Genomic DNA, 15,606 nt, shown 5'->3' with positions numbered 1-15,606 from the left:
GCTCGAACAATCGGTCGAGGGGGCCGGGTTCGACCCGGTCACCGGCTCGGTGCGGCTCGGCGGGGCGGCCGGCGTGAGGGGCCGCTCCTCACGCGCCCGGCTCGTCCGTGAGGAGCAGCCGGCACGTCTCCCCCGGCCGCAGGCCGGTCGTGCGGTCGGGCAGGGCGATCTCGATCGGCGGGAGGCCGGACGGCGGCACGGTGATCTCCACCTGCCCGCTCGTCAGCCGCAGCCGGATGCCCCAGTGGTCCCGGTAGCGGAGCGAGAACCCGTACGAGGACAGCTCCGGCAGCGGCACCGGGTCCAGCCGCAGGGCCCCGCCGCGCGTTTCAAGACCGGGCAGTCCGCGCTGGACCAGGTCGAGGGTGCCGGCCATGGCGCCGAGGTGGATGCCCTCGCCGGTGGTGCCGCCCTGGAGGTCGGCGACGTCGCCGCGCAGGGCCTCCTGGCAGTATCGCCAGGCGTCGGCGCGACGGCACCGGGCCAGGACCCAGCCGTGGACCAGTCCGCTGAGGGTGGAGCCATGCCTGGTGCGGGCCAGGTAGTGGTCGACCGTGCGCCGCCAGGTCTCCTCCTCCAGCCGGTGGCCCAGCCGGTGGAAGAGGCGCTGGAGTTCGGACGGCGAGAAGAGGTAGCCGAGCATCAGCACGTCGGCCTGCTTGGACGCCTTGTAGCGGTTGACGCTGTCGCCCTCGGCCTCCAGCAGCCGGTCCAGCCGCCGGATGTCGTCATAGCGGTCGCGGTAGCCGTCCCAGTCGAGTTCGGCGAGGTCGTCGTAGCCCTCGAACTGGCTGATGATCCCGTCGTGGAAGGGGATGTGCAGGGTGCGGGAGACCTCCTTCCAGCGCTCCGGTTCGCCGTCGTCCAGGGCGATCCGTTCGATGAGTTCGCGGCAGCGGGGCTCGGGCAGGATGCGCAGCAGCTCCAGCGCCCGGGTGAGGACCCAGGCGGCGGTGACGTTCGTGTAGGCGTTGTCGTCGAGCCCCGGCCGCTCGGCCCCCGGGTAGGCGTCGTGGTATTCGTCGGGTCCGACGACGCCCCGGATGCGGTGCCGGCCCAGGTGGTCGTCCCAGGTGGCCGAGTCGGCCCAGAAGCGCGCGATCTGCAACACCATCTCGGCACCCTTGGTGTGCAGGAACTCCGCGTCGCCGCTCGCCTCGCAGTACTGCCACACGTTGTACGCGATCGCCGAACCGACGTGGTGCTGAAGGTGGGTGTGGTCCGGCAGCCAGCGGCCCGAACGGGGGTTGAGGTGCAGGCGCTGGGTCTCCTCACGGCCGTCGCTGCCGCTCTGCCACGGGTACTGCGCGCCGCGGCGGCCCCTTTCCCGGGCCGCGGCGCAGGCCCGGTCCAGACGCCGGTGGCGGTAGTGCAGCAGGCCGCGGGAGACCTCGGGGAAGTGCAGGTTGAGATAGGGCAGGACGAACAGTTCGTCCCAGAAGACGTGCCCGCGGTAGGCCTCGCCGTGGAGCCCGCGGGCCGGTACGCCCACGTCCAGGTCCGCGGTGTGCGGGGACAGGGTCTGGAGCACGTGGAAGAGGTGCAGACGCAGGATGGCCCCGGCTTCGCCCGGTACGTCGAGTTCCGCCCGGCGCCACAGCAGGCGCCAGGCGCTGCGGTGCGAGGCCAGCAGGTCCTCGAAGTCCGCTGCCGCGCGCACCCGGTCCACAGCCGCCTGCAGCGGATCGCTGATCGCCGGGTCGCGTGAGGTGTGCAGCGCGACGGTCTTGTCGACTGTGACGGTGGCGCCGGGGACGAGGGACAGGGTGGTGCGCTGCACGGCGTGCGAAGGCTCGTCGTGAGCGTCCGTGACCGGCTCCGGGGCCGTCAGCCGGGCGGCCATGCCGACGCGGATGTCCGAGGTGCGGGTGCGGCAGCGCAGCCAGACCGTGCCGGGTGCGGCGGTGCCGGTGTGCGCATGGGTCAGATGGCGGCCGTCCAGGTCGCGGTAGCGCGCCACCCCGGCGTTGCCGACCGCCCCGTCGAGCGCGGCCTCGACCTCAAGCTCGCCGGTGAGGTTCTCGGTGGTGAACTCCGTGCGCAGCGCCGCGAGATGCGGGTCGCGCATGTGCACCAGCCGCCACTGCCGCAGGGAAAGCGCCTGCTCCTCGCCGAGGGCGTACCGGGTGCGGCGCTCCAGCAGGCCCGAGTCCAGGTGGAGGATCTGGCGGTGGTCGAGGACGGTCGCCGTGTCGGGGGTGAGCCAGGGCCCGCCCGGGACGCGGAAGCGCAGCGGAAGCCAGTTGGGGAGGTTGACCAGGTCCTCGTTCTCGACGCGGTGTCCGGCGACGTCGGAGGTCAGGCGGTTGTAGCAGCCCGCCGCGTAGGTGCCCGGGTAGTGCACGTCGTCCGCCGCGCACTCGGGCAGGGCCCCGCGGGTGGCGAAGTAGCCGTTGCCCAGCGTGCACAGCGACTCCCTGAGCCGTTCCTCCGCGGGGCGGTATTCCTCGTACGCCCAGGTTCGCTCCGTCACGGGAGCGTCTCCGCCGCGTCGCTCTGCGGTACGACGGCCACGGGGCACTCGGCGTGGTGCGGCAGGGTGTGGGCCACGGTGCCGAGCTGGAGCCCGAAGTGGCCCTGCCGGCGCCGGGCCCCGACGACGACCAGGTCGGCCGCGGCCGAGCGGTGCACCAGCACCTTGCGGGCGGGGCCCTCGATCGCGGTGCGGGTCACCCGGACGCCCGGGTCGGCGGCAGAGGCATCGTGAAGCAGTTCGCCGAGTTCGGCGCGGGCCCGCTCCTCGTGGCCCCGGTCGGACACCTCGGCGGAGGTGTGGGCGGGGCGTCGCCAGGCCCGGACCGCGTCCAGGACGCAGTCGCGGACCTCGGTCCGGCGGTCCGGTCCGATCGACGGGGTGAGGCCCTCGTACCGCTCCCAGAGAGAGCCGTGGACCAGCCTCAGGGGGCGGCCGTGCCGGGCCGCCTCGTCCACCGCCCGGTCGATCGCGGGCAGGCTGCCGTCCGATCCGTCGACCCCTACGACCAGGGGACGTTCCATGGTCATCGTTCCCACCGCCTCGTGCACGGCGTTGTGCGGTCAGGTGCGGACATGGTCCCGGGCTTGGTACGGGCGTGGTCTGGGCGTGGTGCGGTCTGCTGGCGGCCTGCTGGCGGCCTGCTGCGGTCCTGCTGCGGTCCTGCTGGTCCTGCTGAGGCCCCACTCTCACCGTCCCACCCGGGGCGGTCGCCCGCGAGGGGCGATCGGTCCCTCATGGGGCCGTTCGGCCCGTGGTGCGCCGAACGGCCCGGCCCCAGGCTGGGAGGTGAGCGGCCCGGAATCCCGGCACCCGGGGACCACGGTGCCGCGCGACAAACTCGCCGTCCGAGCGGGCGGCGGCGTGAAGGGAGCCGGGCGATGACCTCCACCACCAACATCTCCACGGGCCTGACGGCCGAGCACCGCGAGCGGTTGATGCGCGTGGCCCGCGAGGTGTCCTTCGACACGGGCAGCCGTCTGTTCGAGGAGGGGCGGCGCGCCGACCGGTTCTGGATCGTGCGGACCGGGACCGTCGCGCTCGACCTCCGTGTCCCGGGCCGCCGGGCGGCTGTCGTCGAGTCCCTGGGGCACGGGGAGCTGATCGGCTGGGCGTGGTACTTCCCGCCCTACCTCTGGCATCTGGGCGCGGAGGCGATGAGCCCGGTGCGCGCCTGGGAGTTCGACGCGGAGGCGGTACGGGCGATGTGCGCGCGGGACCCCGAGTTCGGCCGTGCGGTCTCGGACTGGATCGGCCGGGTGATCGCCCACCGGCTGCACGCCTCGCGCGTCAGGTTGCTCGACCTGTACGCGCCCTACGGCAGCGGAAGCCGCATGTGAGGCACGGCTTCGCCGGTCCGGCCCGGCACCCGGCCGTGAGGCGCACGGGGCCGGGCCGGGCGGACGGCGTGTCGCCTCGGGGCGCCCGCACGGCCGCCGTGATCCGCGGTCGGTCCACCGTGATCCGCGGTCAGTCCACCGTGATCCGGCGCCCGGTGACGGCGACCGGCTCGATACGCAGCCACAGTTCACGGCGACCTCCCGCCCAGGGTGTGCTGAAGGCCTGCTCCTCGAGACGGGAGGCCTCCTCCGGGTCCGTCACCGCCGTCGCGGGGCCCCGCACCAGCACACTCCAGCCCTCGCTGAACGCCTCGTCGATGCGGTCGGCCTCGAAGGCCACCTGCCGGCCGTCCGCCTGGGCCGGGGTCGAACCGGGCTCGGTGCGGAAGACGATCCCGCCGTCCACGACGCTGTAGTTGACCGGCACGACGACCGGTCCGGAATCCGTGGGCACGGCGAGGCGCCCCACCCCGTGGGTCGACAGCAGGGCGCGGCACTCGGCCTCCGTCAGCTCGGTGAACCGGGGCGTGCGGGCGGCCCGGCCGAGCCCGGGCGGCAGGTCGGTGTCGCCACCGGTCAGGTGCCACACCGTGGTCTTCAGCGCCCCCGCCAGCCGCAGGAGGGTGCCCGCGCCCGGGTCGGCCGTCGGCCGCTCCTCCAGGTACTGGAGGTAGGCGGGCGCCATGCCCGCCCGGGTCGCCGCCTCCTGCCGGCTCAGGCCGAGTTCCGTACGCCGCTGGGTGATCCGCCGTCCGAGGTCACCCCTCGGGCGTCCTTCGACGGCGTGCGACGAGACCCGTTCGGTCATGACCGTCACCTCTCCTTCGTCAGGTCTGCTGCGTCAGGCCGCCCGGTAGGGGACGACTTCCTCGTGCGGCTCCTCGCCCAGGACGACCTTCAGCGCCCCGGTGTCCGCGGCCCGGCCGAAGACGTCGTACGCCTCCTCCATGTGGGCCAGCGGGAAGGTGTGCGTGACCAGCTGCCCGGTGGGCAGGCGGCCCGAGGCCGCCATCCGGAGCAGGGTGGGGGTGGAGTACGTGTCGACCAGTCCCGTGGTGATGGTGACGTTCTTGATCCACAGGTCTTCGAGGTGGAGGGTGACGGGCTTGCCGTGCACGCCGACGTTGGCGACATGGCCGCCGGGCCGCACCATGCGCGTGCAGAGGTCGAACGTCTCCGGCAGGCCGACCGCTTCGACGACCACGTCCGCGCCCAGTCCGTCGGTGAGGTCCTCGACCAGTTGCTCGGGGGCCTCCCGGGCGTCCGCCACCGCCTCCGCGCCCAGGTTCCTGGCCGCCTCCAGCCGCGCGGGGGCGACGTCGACGGCGACGACACGTTCCGGAGCGAACAGCCGGGCGGTCGCGACCGCGGCGAGCCCGACGGGGCCGGCGCCCACGACGACGACGGTGTCTCCCGGCCGTACCTGCCCGTTGAGCACACCGACCTCGTAGGACGTCGGGAAGATGTCGGCCAGCAGCACGGCGCCCTTGCTGTCCAGGGCGCTGGGCAGCGGGTGTGCCGAGAGGTCCGCGAAGGGCACGCGGACGTACTCGGCCTGGGTGCCGTCGACCAGGTGGCCCAGGATCCAGCCTCCGCCGCCCCGGCACTGGCCGTACATCCCCTCCCGGCAGGAGGGGCAGCGGCCGCAGGCGGTGATGCAGGAGACCAGCACCCGGTCCCCCGGCCGCACCGCGCGTACGTCGCCGCCGACGTCGACGACCTCGCCGACCGCCTCGTGCCCGAGCACCGTGCCGGGGCGCACCTCGGGGACGTCGCCCTTGAGGATGTGCAGATCCGTTCCACAGATGGTGACGGCGTCGACCCGGACGATGGCGTCGGTCGGCTCCTTGACGGCGGGGTCCGGGACGTCCTCCCATGCGGACTGTCCCGGGCCGTGGAACACGTAGGCCTTCATAGGGGTCCCCACCTTCCTGGCTCCTGGCTTCCTGGTATGGGTGGTGCGGCCGGTGTGCGTCTCAGTTCCAGCTTGGCGCGGATCGGTGCGCCGCGCTTGGGCCGGCCGGGGGCCGCCCCTCGGCCGGCAAGGGCCGATCGGCCCTACCGCGGGCCGCCAGGAGCGGACGGCACACGTCCTGACGCTGCGCGGCGAGCTCGACCTGCTCGCGGTACCGGCGGGTCTCTGCGGCGCGTACTGCGGCACACCGGTATGGCGGGGGTCTTCGAGCTGCTCCCCGGGATCCCGACGGGCGACGCGGGCCCGCCCGCGCTGGACGCGCTGGACGCGGTGGACTCGGCAGACACCGTCGACCGGGCGGTGCGCTGAGCACGGCGCACAAGAGCAGGCCGATGGGATCGCGGCGGTGGGACCACGGCGGTGGGATCGCGGCGTCACACGCGGGTGAGTTCGTGGCCGATCCTCGCCGCCCATGCCTTGATCTGCTCCCTGTCACGGAAGTCCCCGCCCCTCCCGTTGCGCAGGATCATCCGGGCGACCCAGCCCTTCGCCCCTTCCCGGAGGCAGCCGCCGAAGGTGATGTGCTCCCTTGCGTCGAGCCGGATCATGGCCTTCTTCACTCCGGGCACGGGCGGGATGTCCCGCTCCGACGCCGAGGGGTCGAGCGGACCGCTGCTGAAGAGCCACAGCGGGCGCTCCGCCAGGGCCTTGCCGTGGCGCCGGACGAAGCGCCGGGCGTCCTTGTGCCAGTGGCCGGCGTACAGGCCGCCCCCGACCACGACGGCGTCGTACGCGGCCACGTCCGCCACGGCGCCGGCCGGCAGGGCCTCGGCCGTCAGCCCGTCCGTACGCAGGACCTCGGCGATGGTCTCGGCGATCTCCGCGGTCGATCCGTTCGTCGTTCCGTAGGCGACGAGCACGTTCGTGGGCATGCCGGTCCGCCTCCTCTCACAGATTACGCAGCCGGTCGTCGGCCACCTTGTGCAGCGCCTGCTCGTCCGAGCGCTGACGCGTGTCGTCCAGGCGCCAGGTGAGTTCACCGACGACCGCGACCACGCCGTCGATCTGCCGGGTCATGGCGACGGCGATCTCCGCCTCGCTGCGGCGTTCCAGCCGTCCGGCGAGCGTGACCAGACCGTCAGCGGCGACGACGTCGATGCTGCGGGGTGTCAACCACAGCACACGCACCAGCACCTCCTCGATCACCTCGGCCCGGATCTCCGCGTCCGGCCGCAGAAAGATCCGGAGCAGATCCCGCCGGGTGAGAATGCCGACCAGCCGGTCCTCCTCGTCGAGCACGGGCAGCCTCCTGACGCCCCGCCGGGCCATGGTCCGCGCGGCCTCGACGATGGTGTCCTCGGCGTGCGCGGTGACCGGCGGCACGCTCATCAGCTCACCTGCCGTGCGGGCCGGGGCCCGCGCGGCGCGCCCGCGGACGGCGGACGACAGCGCGGGGAGCCCGAAGCGGCGCGGGGAGCGGTCCGGGTCCGGCGTCGTGATGCCGTGGGCGGTGAGGTCGCTCGCGCAGACGACGCCGATGACCTGGTCGTCCTGGTCCACCACGGGCAGTCCGCCGATCCGGTGGACGGCGAGCAGCCGGGCGACCTCCTCCGCCGGCGTGCCGTACTCGGCACGCACCACGTCCATGGCCATCAGTGAGCCCGCCTTGTCGTGCTTCATGGCGCCTCCTCCTCGGGGACGACCGCGACGGGGCAGGGGGCGTGGTGCAGCACGGCGTGCGTGACCCGCCCGATGTGGAGGCCGAAGCGTCCGTGGGGGCGTCTGGCTCCGACCACGAGCAGCGCGGCACCGGCCGAGGTGCCGGGCAGGACCGTGCGGGCCTGCCCTTCGACGATCCGCCGACGCACCTCGACGTCCGGGAGTTCACGGGCCGGCGCGCGCAAGCCGGTCTCCAGGACCTCTGCGGCCCGTTTCCGGTTCATCCGCGCCTGTGCGCCGGTGAACCAGGGGTGGCCGGTGGTCTCGTGCGCGGGCCGGTGCCAGACCCGTACGGCCTCGACCGGTACGCCACGCCGGGCCGCCTCCCGGAAGGCGAACCGCACCGCCGCCGACTCGGCCATTCCCGCGGGCACCCCGACGACGACGGGGCCGCCCCGCGGCCGGACTCCGGTCGGGTCCCGACCCGGCCGAGACGCGGACGGGTCGTGGGGATCGTCGGGCGCGTCGGGATCCCCGCGCACCACGATCACCGGGCCGTCCGCCCGTCCGGCGACCGCGAGACCGACCGAACCGAGCAGCAGTTCGGCGGCACTCCCCCGGCCGTGTGAGCCCAGCACGAGCGCCGCGGCCTTGCGTGCCGCGCGGCGGAGTACGGAGACCGGCCCCTCGGGGACGACCTCGGTGGTGACCTCCAGGCCGGGGATCCGGGCCCGGGCCCGCTTGGCCGCGGCGACCGCGAGGACGTCGGTGAGCAGCTTCTCCGTGGGCGGCTCCCGGCCGGAGGGGAAGACTGCTCGTTCGTAGAGTTCCCACAGCGACGCGTGCACCACGTGCAGCGGCACTCCGCGCAGCGCGGCCTCGTCGGCCGCCCAGTCCACGGCCCGAAGACTCGCCTCGGAACCGTCGACGCCGACGGCCAGCGGCCGGTCCATCGTCCTCGTCCCTCCGCGTCAGTCGTGCGCGACGACGGCGACCGGGGCGGTGGCGTGATGCAGTACGGCGTGGGCCACCGAGCCGATGTGCACCCCGAACGGCCTCCGGCGGATCCGTCGCCCCACCACGACCAGGGAGGCCTCGCGCGAGGCGTTGACCAGCAGTTCCGCCGGGCTGCCCAACCGGGAGACCTCGGCCACTTCGACGGCCGGGTGCTTCTCCCGCCACGGCCGCAGCACTTCGGCCAGAGCGATCGCCTCGCCCTGGGCGAGATCCTCGTACTGCCACAGTTCGGCGGCCCCGCCGTAGGAGTAGTACGAGGGCCGGTTCCATCCGTGTACGACGCGCAGGGACGTCTGGCGCCGGGCTGCCGCGTCGAAGGCGAACTCGATCATGGAAGCGTCGGGACGGCCGGTGTCGAGGCCGAGCACGACGGGCCGATAGGCGGTGGCGGCCGACGGTATGCCGGCCGGGTCCCGCTCGTGCTCGTCCGCGGCCTGCTCACCGGCGCGGACCAGGACCACCGGGCACTCCGCATGCGCGACCACGGCGAGGCCGACCGAGCCCACCAGGAATCCGCCGATCCCGCTCATCCCCCGTGACCCCAGGACCAGGATCTCGGTGGTGCGCGCCGCCTCGCCCAGAACCTCGCTCGGCCGGCCGGCCCGGTGCTCGGCCGTCACCTCGACCCCGGGGTGCCGCAGCCGCAGGCCTCCGGCGGTCTCGCGGGGGACCTTCTCGCTCCAGTGCCGGCGGGTCTCGGCACCGAGCAGCGGGGCCTGCGCCGTGGGTTCCGGCACCGGCTCATACACGTGCAGGAGCTTCAGAACGAGACCGCGCAACTTCGCCTCACGTGCCGCCCATTCCGCGGCGGCCAGGCTCTCGGGCGAACCGTCGAGGCCCACGATGATCGTGCGGGACATTCTCTTCACCTCCGGGACCGGCTCTGATGGTTCCAGGGTCGCTTCGGCCGGCCCCCGCCGTGGAGATGCCACAGGTCCCGTGCCGGGGCCGATCGGCCCTGCCGGCCCTACCGTCCGGCGGTGCGCGCGAAGGCGCGGAGCGGTGCGGGAGCGACCCGGGAGGGGTGCGGGAGGGTGCGCCAGCGGTATGACCGGGGCCGATCGGCCCTGGTGCATCCGGTCCCCGCCGGTGATGATCGTGAGTACGGGCGGATCCGCAGTCCGTCGTCCAGCGCTCCGGGAAACGAGGGGTCCTGATGACCGAGCCGCGCAGCTTCACCGAGGAGCACCCGATCCGGGTCTTCCTGCTCGACGACCACGAGGTCGTGCGCCGTGGTCTGGCCGATCTGCTGGACGCCGAGCCCGACATCACGGTGGTCGGCGACGCCGAGAACGTCGAGCACGCGCTGGCCCGGGGTCCGGCGCTGCGCCCCGATGTGGCGGTGCTCGACGTGCGCCTGCCCGATGGCGACGGCATCACCGTCTGCCGCGAACTGCGCGACCGCATGCCCGGGCTGGCCTGTCTGATGCTGACCTCGTTCGACGACGAGGAGGCCCTCCTCGACGCGATCATGGCCGGGGCCTCCGGCTACGTCCTCAAGCAGATCAAGGGCTCCGACCTGGTCTCCGCGGTACGCACGGTCGCCTCCGGCAGGTCCATGCTCGACCCGGAGACCACCGCCCGGCTGATGCGCTCGCTGCGCGCGGAACCGGCCGAGCAGCCGGCCGTCGCCCCGGAGCTGGCGGGTCTGTCACCGCGTGAGCGGGAGATCCTCGTCCTGATCGGGGACGGTCTGACCAACCGCGAGATCGGCAAGAAGCTCTACCTGTCCGAGAAGACCGTCAAGAACCACATCTCCCGGCTGCTCGCCAAGCTCGGCGTCCAGCGCCGCGTCCAGGCCGCGGTGCTCGCCACCCAGGTCGAGCATCCGGGGCGCTGAGCCGGTCAGTCCTTGAACGGCCGTACCGGTACCCGCCACTCCACCCGGGTGCCGCCGCCCTCCGGGCCCTCCCCGAGCCGGAGATCGCCGCCGAGCGCGGCGGCCCGCTCCTCCATGTTCTTCAGCCCGCCGCGCACGGCGTTCAGGGGAATGCCGTGTCCGTCGTCGGTCACGGTGAGCGTCAACTCGCCCTGGGCGTACCGCAGGTACACGTCCACGGAGTGTGCCCCGGCGTGCCGGGCCGCGTTGCTGAGGGCCTCGCCCAGCACCGCGATCGCGTGATCGGCGACATCGCCCGGTACGTCGGTGTCGACCAGTCCTTCGATCCGTACGGCGGGAGCGAAGCCGAGGGACGACGTGGCCGCCGTGACCGCGTCCGACACCCGGGCGCGCAGTCCGCTGCCCTCCCGGGTGCCGCTCTGGGCGCGCAGGCCGAAGATCGTGGAGCGGATGATCTTGATGGTCTCGTCGAGGTCGTCGACGGTCCGCGAAAGCCGCTCCTCGGCCTCCGGGTGGTCGATGAAGCGCTGGGCGCTCTGCAGGGTCATCCCGGCCGCGAACAGCCGCTGGATGGCCAGGTCGTGCAGGTCCCGCGCGATCCGGTCGCGGTCCCGCAGCAACGCGATCTGCTCGGCGTCCCGCCGCCGCTCGGCCAGCTCCAGGGCCAGCGCGGCCTGCCCGGCGAAACCCAGCAGCGGGCGTGTGTCGGCGTCCGTGAACGGCGTACGGCTCACCGTGCGCCCCAGCAGCAGCACCCCTCCCGCCTTGCCGCCGGCCTCCAGCGGCACCCCGACCACAGGCCCGACCCCGGCCCACTGCGGGGCGTCCGGGCTGGTGCGCGGGTCCTCCTGGATGTCGGTGCTCACCACCGGTTCGGCCGTGGTCAGGACGGCGGCCACGAAACCGTCCTGCCCGGGCATCACCAGACCGCTGCGCCGGTCCGCGTCGAGCCCCACGGCGAGCAGAGGCCGCAGCGCGTTCTCCTCCGGCACCCGCTCGGCGATCATCCCGACATCGGCGTCGGTGATCTGCCGGGCCCGCTCCACGATCAGTTCCAGTACGTCCGTGCTCGGCGCCCCCGACAGCAGCGCCCGCGTGACCTCGGAGCTCGCTCCCAGCCACCGCTCGCGCAGTCGCGTCTCCTCGAAGAGGCGGGCGTTCTCGATCGCCACGCCCGCCGCCACCGCGAGAGTGGAGAGCACCGACTCGTCCTCGGCGTCGAACTCCACCGCGCCGCGCTTCTCGGTGAGGTAGAGGTTGCCGAACACCTGCTCGCGCACCCGGATGGGCACGCCCAGGAACGAGTGCATCGGCGGATGGTGGGGCGGGAAGCCGTACGACGAGGAGTGCTCGGAGATCTCCGCCAGCCGCAGCGGCTCCGGGTGCCGGATCAGCTCGCCCAGGATGCCGTGCCCGCTGGGCAGGTCGCCGATCCGGGCCCGCTGCTCGCCGCTGATGCCGACGGTGTGGAACTCGGAGAGCATGCGGTCGTCGCCGATGACGCCCAGAGCCCCGTACTCGGCGTCCACCAGCACCACCGCCGCTTCGACGATGCGCCGGAGCACCTGTGGCAGATCCAGCTCACGGCCGACCGACAGCACCGCTTCGAGCAGGCTGTGCACCCGGTCCTGGGTGCCGCGCGCCGCGTCGATCCGCGCCTGGAGCTCGTCGAGCAGCTCGTCCAGCCGCAGCTTGGGCAGCCGCTGCTCGGAACGACCGGGCCGTTCCCCGCTCATCGTCTCCTCCGACCGGTCCCCGCGGACGCACCCGGAAGGGCGCCTTCTTCGCCTCACGATAGTGGGGTCGGGCCCTCGGCGCCGTGGTGCTGCGGGAGCCGGGATCCGGCTCGTGCGACGCCCGCACGGGGCCGTCAGCGTCGCACCCTCGGCATCCCCAGTCCGATCCACGAGATGATCTCCCGCTGGATCTCGTTGTTGCCGCCGCCGAAGGTGAAGATGACGGCGGAGCGGTAGCCGCGTTCCAGTTCGCCGTGGAGCACCGCGCCCGCCGAGCCCTCCTTCAGCGCCCCGGGGGCGGCGACGATCTCCATCAGCCAGGCGTAGGCGTCGCGCCGGGCCTCCGAGCCGTAGACCTTGGCGGCGGAGGCGTCCTGGGGGGTGAGGGTACCGTCCTGGACGGCGCTGACCATCTGCCGGTTCAGGAGCTTGAGGGCGTCGAGTGTGGTGTGGGTCCGGGCGAGGCGGCGGCGTACCCAGGGCAGGTCGATGACGCGGCGGCCGTCGGCGAGCTTGGTCTCCGTCGCCCAGCGCTGTACGTCGTGCAGGGCGCGGATCGCCATGGTCCCGTGGGCGGCCAGGGTCACGCGCTCGTGGTTGAGCTGGTTGGTGATCAGCCGCCAGCCCTGGTTCTCGGCGCCGACCCGGCGGGAGACGGGGACGCGGACGTTCTCGTAATAGCTGGCCGTGGTGTCGTGCGAGGCGAGGGTGTTGATGAGGGTGCAGGAGTAGCCGGGGTCGCTGGTCGGGACGAGGAGCATGGTGATGCCCTTGTGCGGCGGGGCGTCGGGGTCGGTGCGGGTGGCCAGCCAGACCCAGTCGGCCGTGTCGCCGTTGGTCGTCCAGATCTTCTGGCCGTTGACGACGTACGCGTCGCCGTCACGCACGGCGCGTGTCCTGAGGGAGGCCAGGTCCGTGCCGGCGCCGGGTTCGCTGTAGCCGATGGCGAAGTCGATCTCGCCGGAGAGGATCTTCGGCAGGAAGTACGCCTTCTGCTCGTCGGTGCCGTACCGCATGATCGTCGGGCCGACGGTGTTCAGCGCCATGAGCGGCAGTGGGACGCCGGCCTGGGCGGCCTCGTCGAAGAAGACGAACTGCTCCATGGCCGTCAGTCCACGCCCGCCGTACTCCTTCGGCCAGCCCACACCGAGCCAGCCGTCCACGCCGAGCCTGCGGATGGTCTCGCGGTAGAACCGCTTCTGGGCGGCCGGGTCGCCGTGCCGGGCGTAGGCGTGGTCCGGGACGAGTTCGGCGAAGTAGGACCGCAGTTCGGTGCGCAGCCGCTGCTGCTCGGGCGTGTATTCGAGGTGCACGGCGCCTCCAGGCTCCCAAGGCCGGTCCTGTCGGCGCACACCGTAGAACGTGTTTCAGAAATTGTGAATGGCGAGGGTCAGTTCAGCGTGGCGAGGAAGTCCGTGCACGCCCGTGCGCAGGCGCGGCACGCCATCGCCGAGTCCTCCGCTCCCGGTTGCCGGTCGAAGACGTGGGCGGCCTCCAGGCACACGGTCCGGCACCACTCCACCTGGGCCCGGATGGTGCTCTCGTCCACCTGGTTCTGCTCGGACAGCACACGGCAGGTCGCGTCGCAGACCTCCGCGCACATGATGCCCTTGCGTCGTACGAGTTCCTGGTTCTCGGTGCCGTCGGGATCCACGAGGCTTGCGCGCAGCGCGCACGCCCGCGCGCACTCCGTGCACGCCTGCGCACACGCGAAGCGGTCCTCCAGGAACCGGAACAGCTCCTGCTGGGATGTCGTCGAAGTCACACCGCGCGGGTAGCCCCGGTCGACGCCGGTCAAACCCGGGGTGGGCCGGTGTTCCGTGCGGTGCGGCGGGCACGCGCGCCCGGCAGGTTCATGAAGGCGTCCGGGGGTACCCGCGTGCCATGAACAGCGCATGGATGGAGATGGCCGCGGGCACCGGCGCCGGTGGTGCCGGGCTGATCGTGGCGGGTGTGGTGGTCGTGGCCCTGCTGCTGGGGGCCTTCGTCCTCGGCGTGCGCGTCAAGCGCAGGGAACTGCCCCCTCCGCGCCCGGACGAGCAGCCCCGCTTGCCCGACGGCGGCCCGGTCCGCGAGACGAGTGAGCGCCGGGAGCCCGAGGAGGTCCCCCGGAGCGACGAGCGCCTGACCCCGCACCAGCTCAAGGGGCACGGCAACCAGAGCGACCGGACGAGCGCGTCGCAGGAGCGCCCGCGCTGGAACGAGGGCAGCAGCGGTTCGTTCGGCAGCGGCGGCCCGGGCGGCGGCTGACCCCCGCGAACCGGTGGCCGCCGAGACCGCGAAACCCCGGCCGTCGCGAATCCCCGGCCGAGAAGGGCCCGTGCGAGTGCACGGGCCCTTTTCCGTGTCCGGGGTTGGGTGAATTCCGTGTGCGGGCCCCATTGGTTTCCGTGTGCGGGCCCCATTGGTTTCCGTGTGCGGGCCCCATTGGTTTCCGTGTCCGGGGCCAGGTGCCCGTCGGCACCGGCCGACGCGGGCGTGAGGTGGATCACAGGTTTCACGTGCATCGTGGAGCCGGGGCCAGCGTCTTTTGAGTGGTGTAGGGGGCCACTGAGACGCAGGACGGTGAGGATGGAGCAGGTTCGGCCGGACGGCTTCGACGAGTTCGCGGCCGCCCGTTGGTCGGCGCTGCTCCATGTCGCGCGTCTGCTCACGGGGGGCGACCGGCAGCGTGCCGAGGATCTGGTGCAGGAGGCGCTGGTCAAACTGTGGTTCGCCTGGCCGAAGATCGCCGACGAGGCTCCGGAGGCGTACGTCCGCACGGTGCTGGTACGGCTGGCGGCCCGCTCGGCGCGGCGGCGCTGGTGGGGGGAGCGGCCGGTGGAGGAGCTGCCCGACCGGGCCGGTCCGGTCGATGTGTCCTCCACCGTCGCGGAGCGTTCCCGGCTGGAGGGGGCGCTGGCCCAGCTGACGCCCAAGCAACGGGCGGCGGTGGTGCTGCGCTACTACGAGGACCTGCCCGAGGCCCAGGTCGCCCAGGCTCTGAGCTGCCCGGTGGGCACCGCCCGGTCCCACGCGTCACGCGGAGTCGCACGGCTCCGCCAGATCCTGTCCGACGCCGTCAGGCCCGTGAGATGAAAGGAGAACCGATGGACGACTTCGAGCGGGACCTGTCGCGGCTGATGCGCGACACCCAGCAGCACACCCCCTACGAACCCGAGCACCGGCAGCGGCTGCACGCGGGCATCAGGACCCGCCGCAGGTCGCGGTTGCTGTGGAAGGCGGGCGGCTCCGCCGTGGCGGTGGCCGGACTCGGTGTCGCGCTGGCCCTGCTGCCCAGCCTGCTCACCCGCGCCCAGCCCGCCGATCCCCGGCCGCTGCCGGCGACGAGCCCTACATCCTCATCGGACAGCACGCCGACGACCGAGCCGTCGGCGACGAGCCCCACTCCGACCCTGGAGCCCGAGACGTCCCTGCCCGCGACCAGCACCGGAGGCGTCACCCCGTCCGGCACGACGAGCAGCCGCCCGACCGACCCCACCCCTCCTCCCGCCACGGCCTCCGAGAGCAGGACCGTCACGACCACACGGCCCGCGCCACCGCCCTCCCCGACACCGACGGCCCCTCCGTCCGCGCTGGACTCCGAGGAACCCTCCGCCTCGGCCTACATCGAGTAGCCGCCTGAG

At 73.2% G+C, this 15,606-nt stretch carries 16 protein-coding genes; 5 read left to right on the top strand and 11 right to left on the bottom strand.

Translation table 11 applies throughout. The annotated features are described in order from the left end of the window. Nucleotides 1–88 precede the first annotated feature (88 nt). Both ACFZDE_RS02965 and ACFZDE_RS02960 read right to left on the bottom strand, forming a co-directional pair. Nucleotides 89–2,473: a glycosyl hydrolase family 65 protein gene (locus ACFZDE_RS02965; protein WP_391196833.1), complete on the bottom strand. Its 2,385-nt coding sequence runs from the start codon at nucleotides 2,471–2,473 to the stop codon at nucleotides 89–91. Further along, nucleotides 2,470–2,997: a universal stress protein gene (locus tag ACFZDE_RS02960; RefSeq protein ID WP_391197447.1), complete on the bottom strand. Its 528-nt coding sequence runs from the start codon at nucleotides 2,995–2,997 to the stop codon at nucleotides 2,470–2,472. Before ACFZDE_RS02960 ends, ACFZDE_RS02965 begins: the two co-directional genes overlap by 4 nt. A 357-nt stretch (nucleotides 2,998–3,354) precedes the next feature. On the opposite strand from ACFZDE_RS02960, the gene ACFZDE_RS02955 reads away from it, so the two are divergent. Then, the gene (locus ACFZDE_RS02955) at nucleotides 3,355–3,813 is read left to right on the top strand and encodes a cyclic nucleotide-binding domain-containing protein (RefSeq protein WP_391196831.1); all 459 of its coding nucleotides are present in this window, start codon (nucleotides 3,355–3,357) and stop codon (nucleotides 3,811–3,813) included. Nucleotides 3,814–3,943: 130 nt separating this feature from the next. Here ACFZDE_RS02955 and ACFZDE_RS02950 read toward each other — a convergent pair whose 3' ends face one another. From ACFZDE_RS02950 to ACFZDE_RS02925, 6 genes are all read right to left on the bottom strand, one after another. Beyond that, complete coding sequence (locus ACFZDE_RS02950) at nucleotides 3,944–4,621, bottom strand: pyridoxamine 5'-phosphate oxidase family protein (RefSeq protein ID WP_390990709.1); 678 nt, start codon at nucleotides 4,619–4,621, stop codon at nucleotides 3,944–3,946. A gap of 33 nt (nucleotides 4,622–4,654) precedes the next feature. Further along, nucleotides 4,655–5,728, bottom strand: coding sequence for an alcohol dehydrogenase catalytic domain-containing protein (locus ACFZDE_RS02945; protein ID WP_390990712.1), 1,074 nt, complete (start codon nucleotides 5,726–5,728; stop codon nucleotides 4,655–4,657). Nucleotides 5,729–6,162: 434 nt separating this feature from the next. Further along, nucleotides 6,163–6,660 carry a flavodoxin domain-containing protein gene (locus tag ACFZDE_RS02940; RefSeq protein WP_391196828.1) on the bottom strand — a complete coding sequence of 166 codons (498 nt, stop codon included), beginning with the start codon at nucleotides 6,658–6,660 and terminating at the stop codon, nucleotides 6,163–6,165. A gap of 16 nt (nucleotides 6,661–6,676) precedes the next feature. Next, on the bottom strand, nucleotides 6,677–7,408 hold the full coding sequence (locus ACFZDE_RS02935; RefSeq protein WP_391196826.1) for a CBS domain-containing protein: 732 nt from the start codon (nucleotides 7,406–7,408) through the stop codon (nucleotides 6,677–6,679). Next, complete coding sequence (locus ACFZDE_RS02930) at nucleotides 7,405–8,340, bottom strand: universal stress protein (protein WP_391196823.1); 936 nt, start codon at nucleotides 8,338–8,340, stop codon at nucleotides 7,405–7,407. The genes ACFZDE_RS02935 and ACFZDE_RS02930 overlap by 4 nt, the downstream gene beginning before the upstream one ends. 18 nt (nucleotides 8,341–8,358) lie before the next feature. After that, nucleotides 8,359–9,264, bottom strand: coding sequence for a universal stress protein (locus tag ACFZDE_RS02925; protein ID WP_391196821.1), 906 nt, complete (start codon nucleotides 9,262–9,264; stop codon nucleotides 8,359–8,361). A gap of 296 nt (nucleotides 9,265–9,560) precedes the next feature. On the opposite strand from ACFZDE_RS02925, the gene ACFZDE_RS02920 reads away from it, so the two are divergent. Next, a complete protein-coding gene (locus ACFZDE_RS02920; RefSeq protein WP_391196820.1) occupies nucleotides 9,561–10,244 on the top strand; it encodes a response regulator in 684 nt (227 codons plus the stop codon). A 5-nt stretch (nucleotides 10,245–10,249) separates the two neighbouring features. Here ACFZDE_RS02920 and ACFZDE_RS02915 read toward each other — a convergent pair whose 3' ends face one another. The 3 genes from ACFZDE_RS02915 to ACFZDE_RS02905 all read right to left on the bottom strand — a co-directional run bounded on the left by ACFZDE_RS02915 (nucleotide 10,250) and on the right by ACFZDE_RS02905 (nucleotide 13,745). Further along, nucleotides 10,250–11,980, bottom strand: a complete 1,731-nt coding sequence (locus ACFZDE_RS02915; protein WP_391196818.1) for a GAF domain-containing protein — start codon at nucleotides 11,978–11,980, stop codon at nucleotides 10,250–10,252. A 134-nt stretch (nucleotides 11,981–12,114) separates the two neighbouring features. Then, a complete protein-coding gene (locus ACFZDE_RS02910; RefSeq protein ID WP_391196817.1) occupies nucleotides 12,115–13,293 on the bottom strand; it encodes an acyl-CoA dehydrogenase family protein in 1,179 nt (392 codons plus the stop codon). A 77-nt stretch (nucleotides 13,294–13,370) separates the two neighbouring features. Beyond that, nucleotides 13,371–13,745 (bottom strand): ferredoxin, encoded by a 375-nt coding sequence (locus tag ACFZDE_RS02905; protein ID WP_390990724.1) that lies wholly within the window; start codon nucleotides 13,743–13,745, stop codon nucleotides 13,371–13,373. 119 nt (nucleotides 13,746–13,864) lie between these two features. Between ACFZDE_RS02905 and ACFZDE_RS02900 the strand changes: the two genes are divergently transcribed. From ACFZDE_RS02900 to ACFZDE_RS02890, 3 genes are all read left to right on the top strand, one after another. Beyond that, nucleotides 13,865–14,230, top strand: coding sequence for a DUF6479 family protein (locus ACFZDE_RS02900; RefSeq protein WP_391196814.1), 366 nt, complete (start codon nucleotides 13,865–13,867; stop codon nucleotides 14,228–14,230). Nucleotides 14,231–14,551: 321 nt separating this feature from the next. Continuing rightward, the gene (locus ACFZDE_RS02895; protein WP_391196813.1) at nucleotides 14,552–15,058 is read left to right on the top strand and encodes a SigE family RNA polymerase sigma factor; all 507 of its coding nucleotides are present in this window, start codon (nucleotides 14,552–14,554) and stop codon (nucleotides 15,056–15,058) included. Between the two features lie 11 nt (nucleotides 15,059–15,069). Then, complete coding sequence (locus ACFZDE_RS02890; RefSeq protein WP_391196811.1) at nucleotides 15,070–15,597, top strand: cellulase; 528 nt, start codon at nucleotides 15,070–15,072, stop codon at nucleotides 15,595–15,597. Nucleotides 15,598–15,606 lie beyond the last annotated feature (9 nt).

It is taken from the genome of Streptomyces sp. NPDC007929 (assembly GCF_042959065.1).
GTDB lineage: Bacteria > Actinomycetota > Actinomycetes > Streptomycetales > Streptomycetaceae > Streptomyces.
Note: the sequence above shows the minus strand (reverse complement) of the source record. Positions and strands in the feature narration are given on the sequence as shown.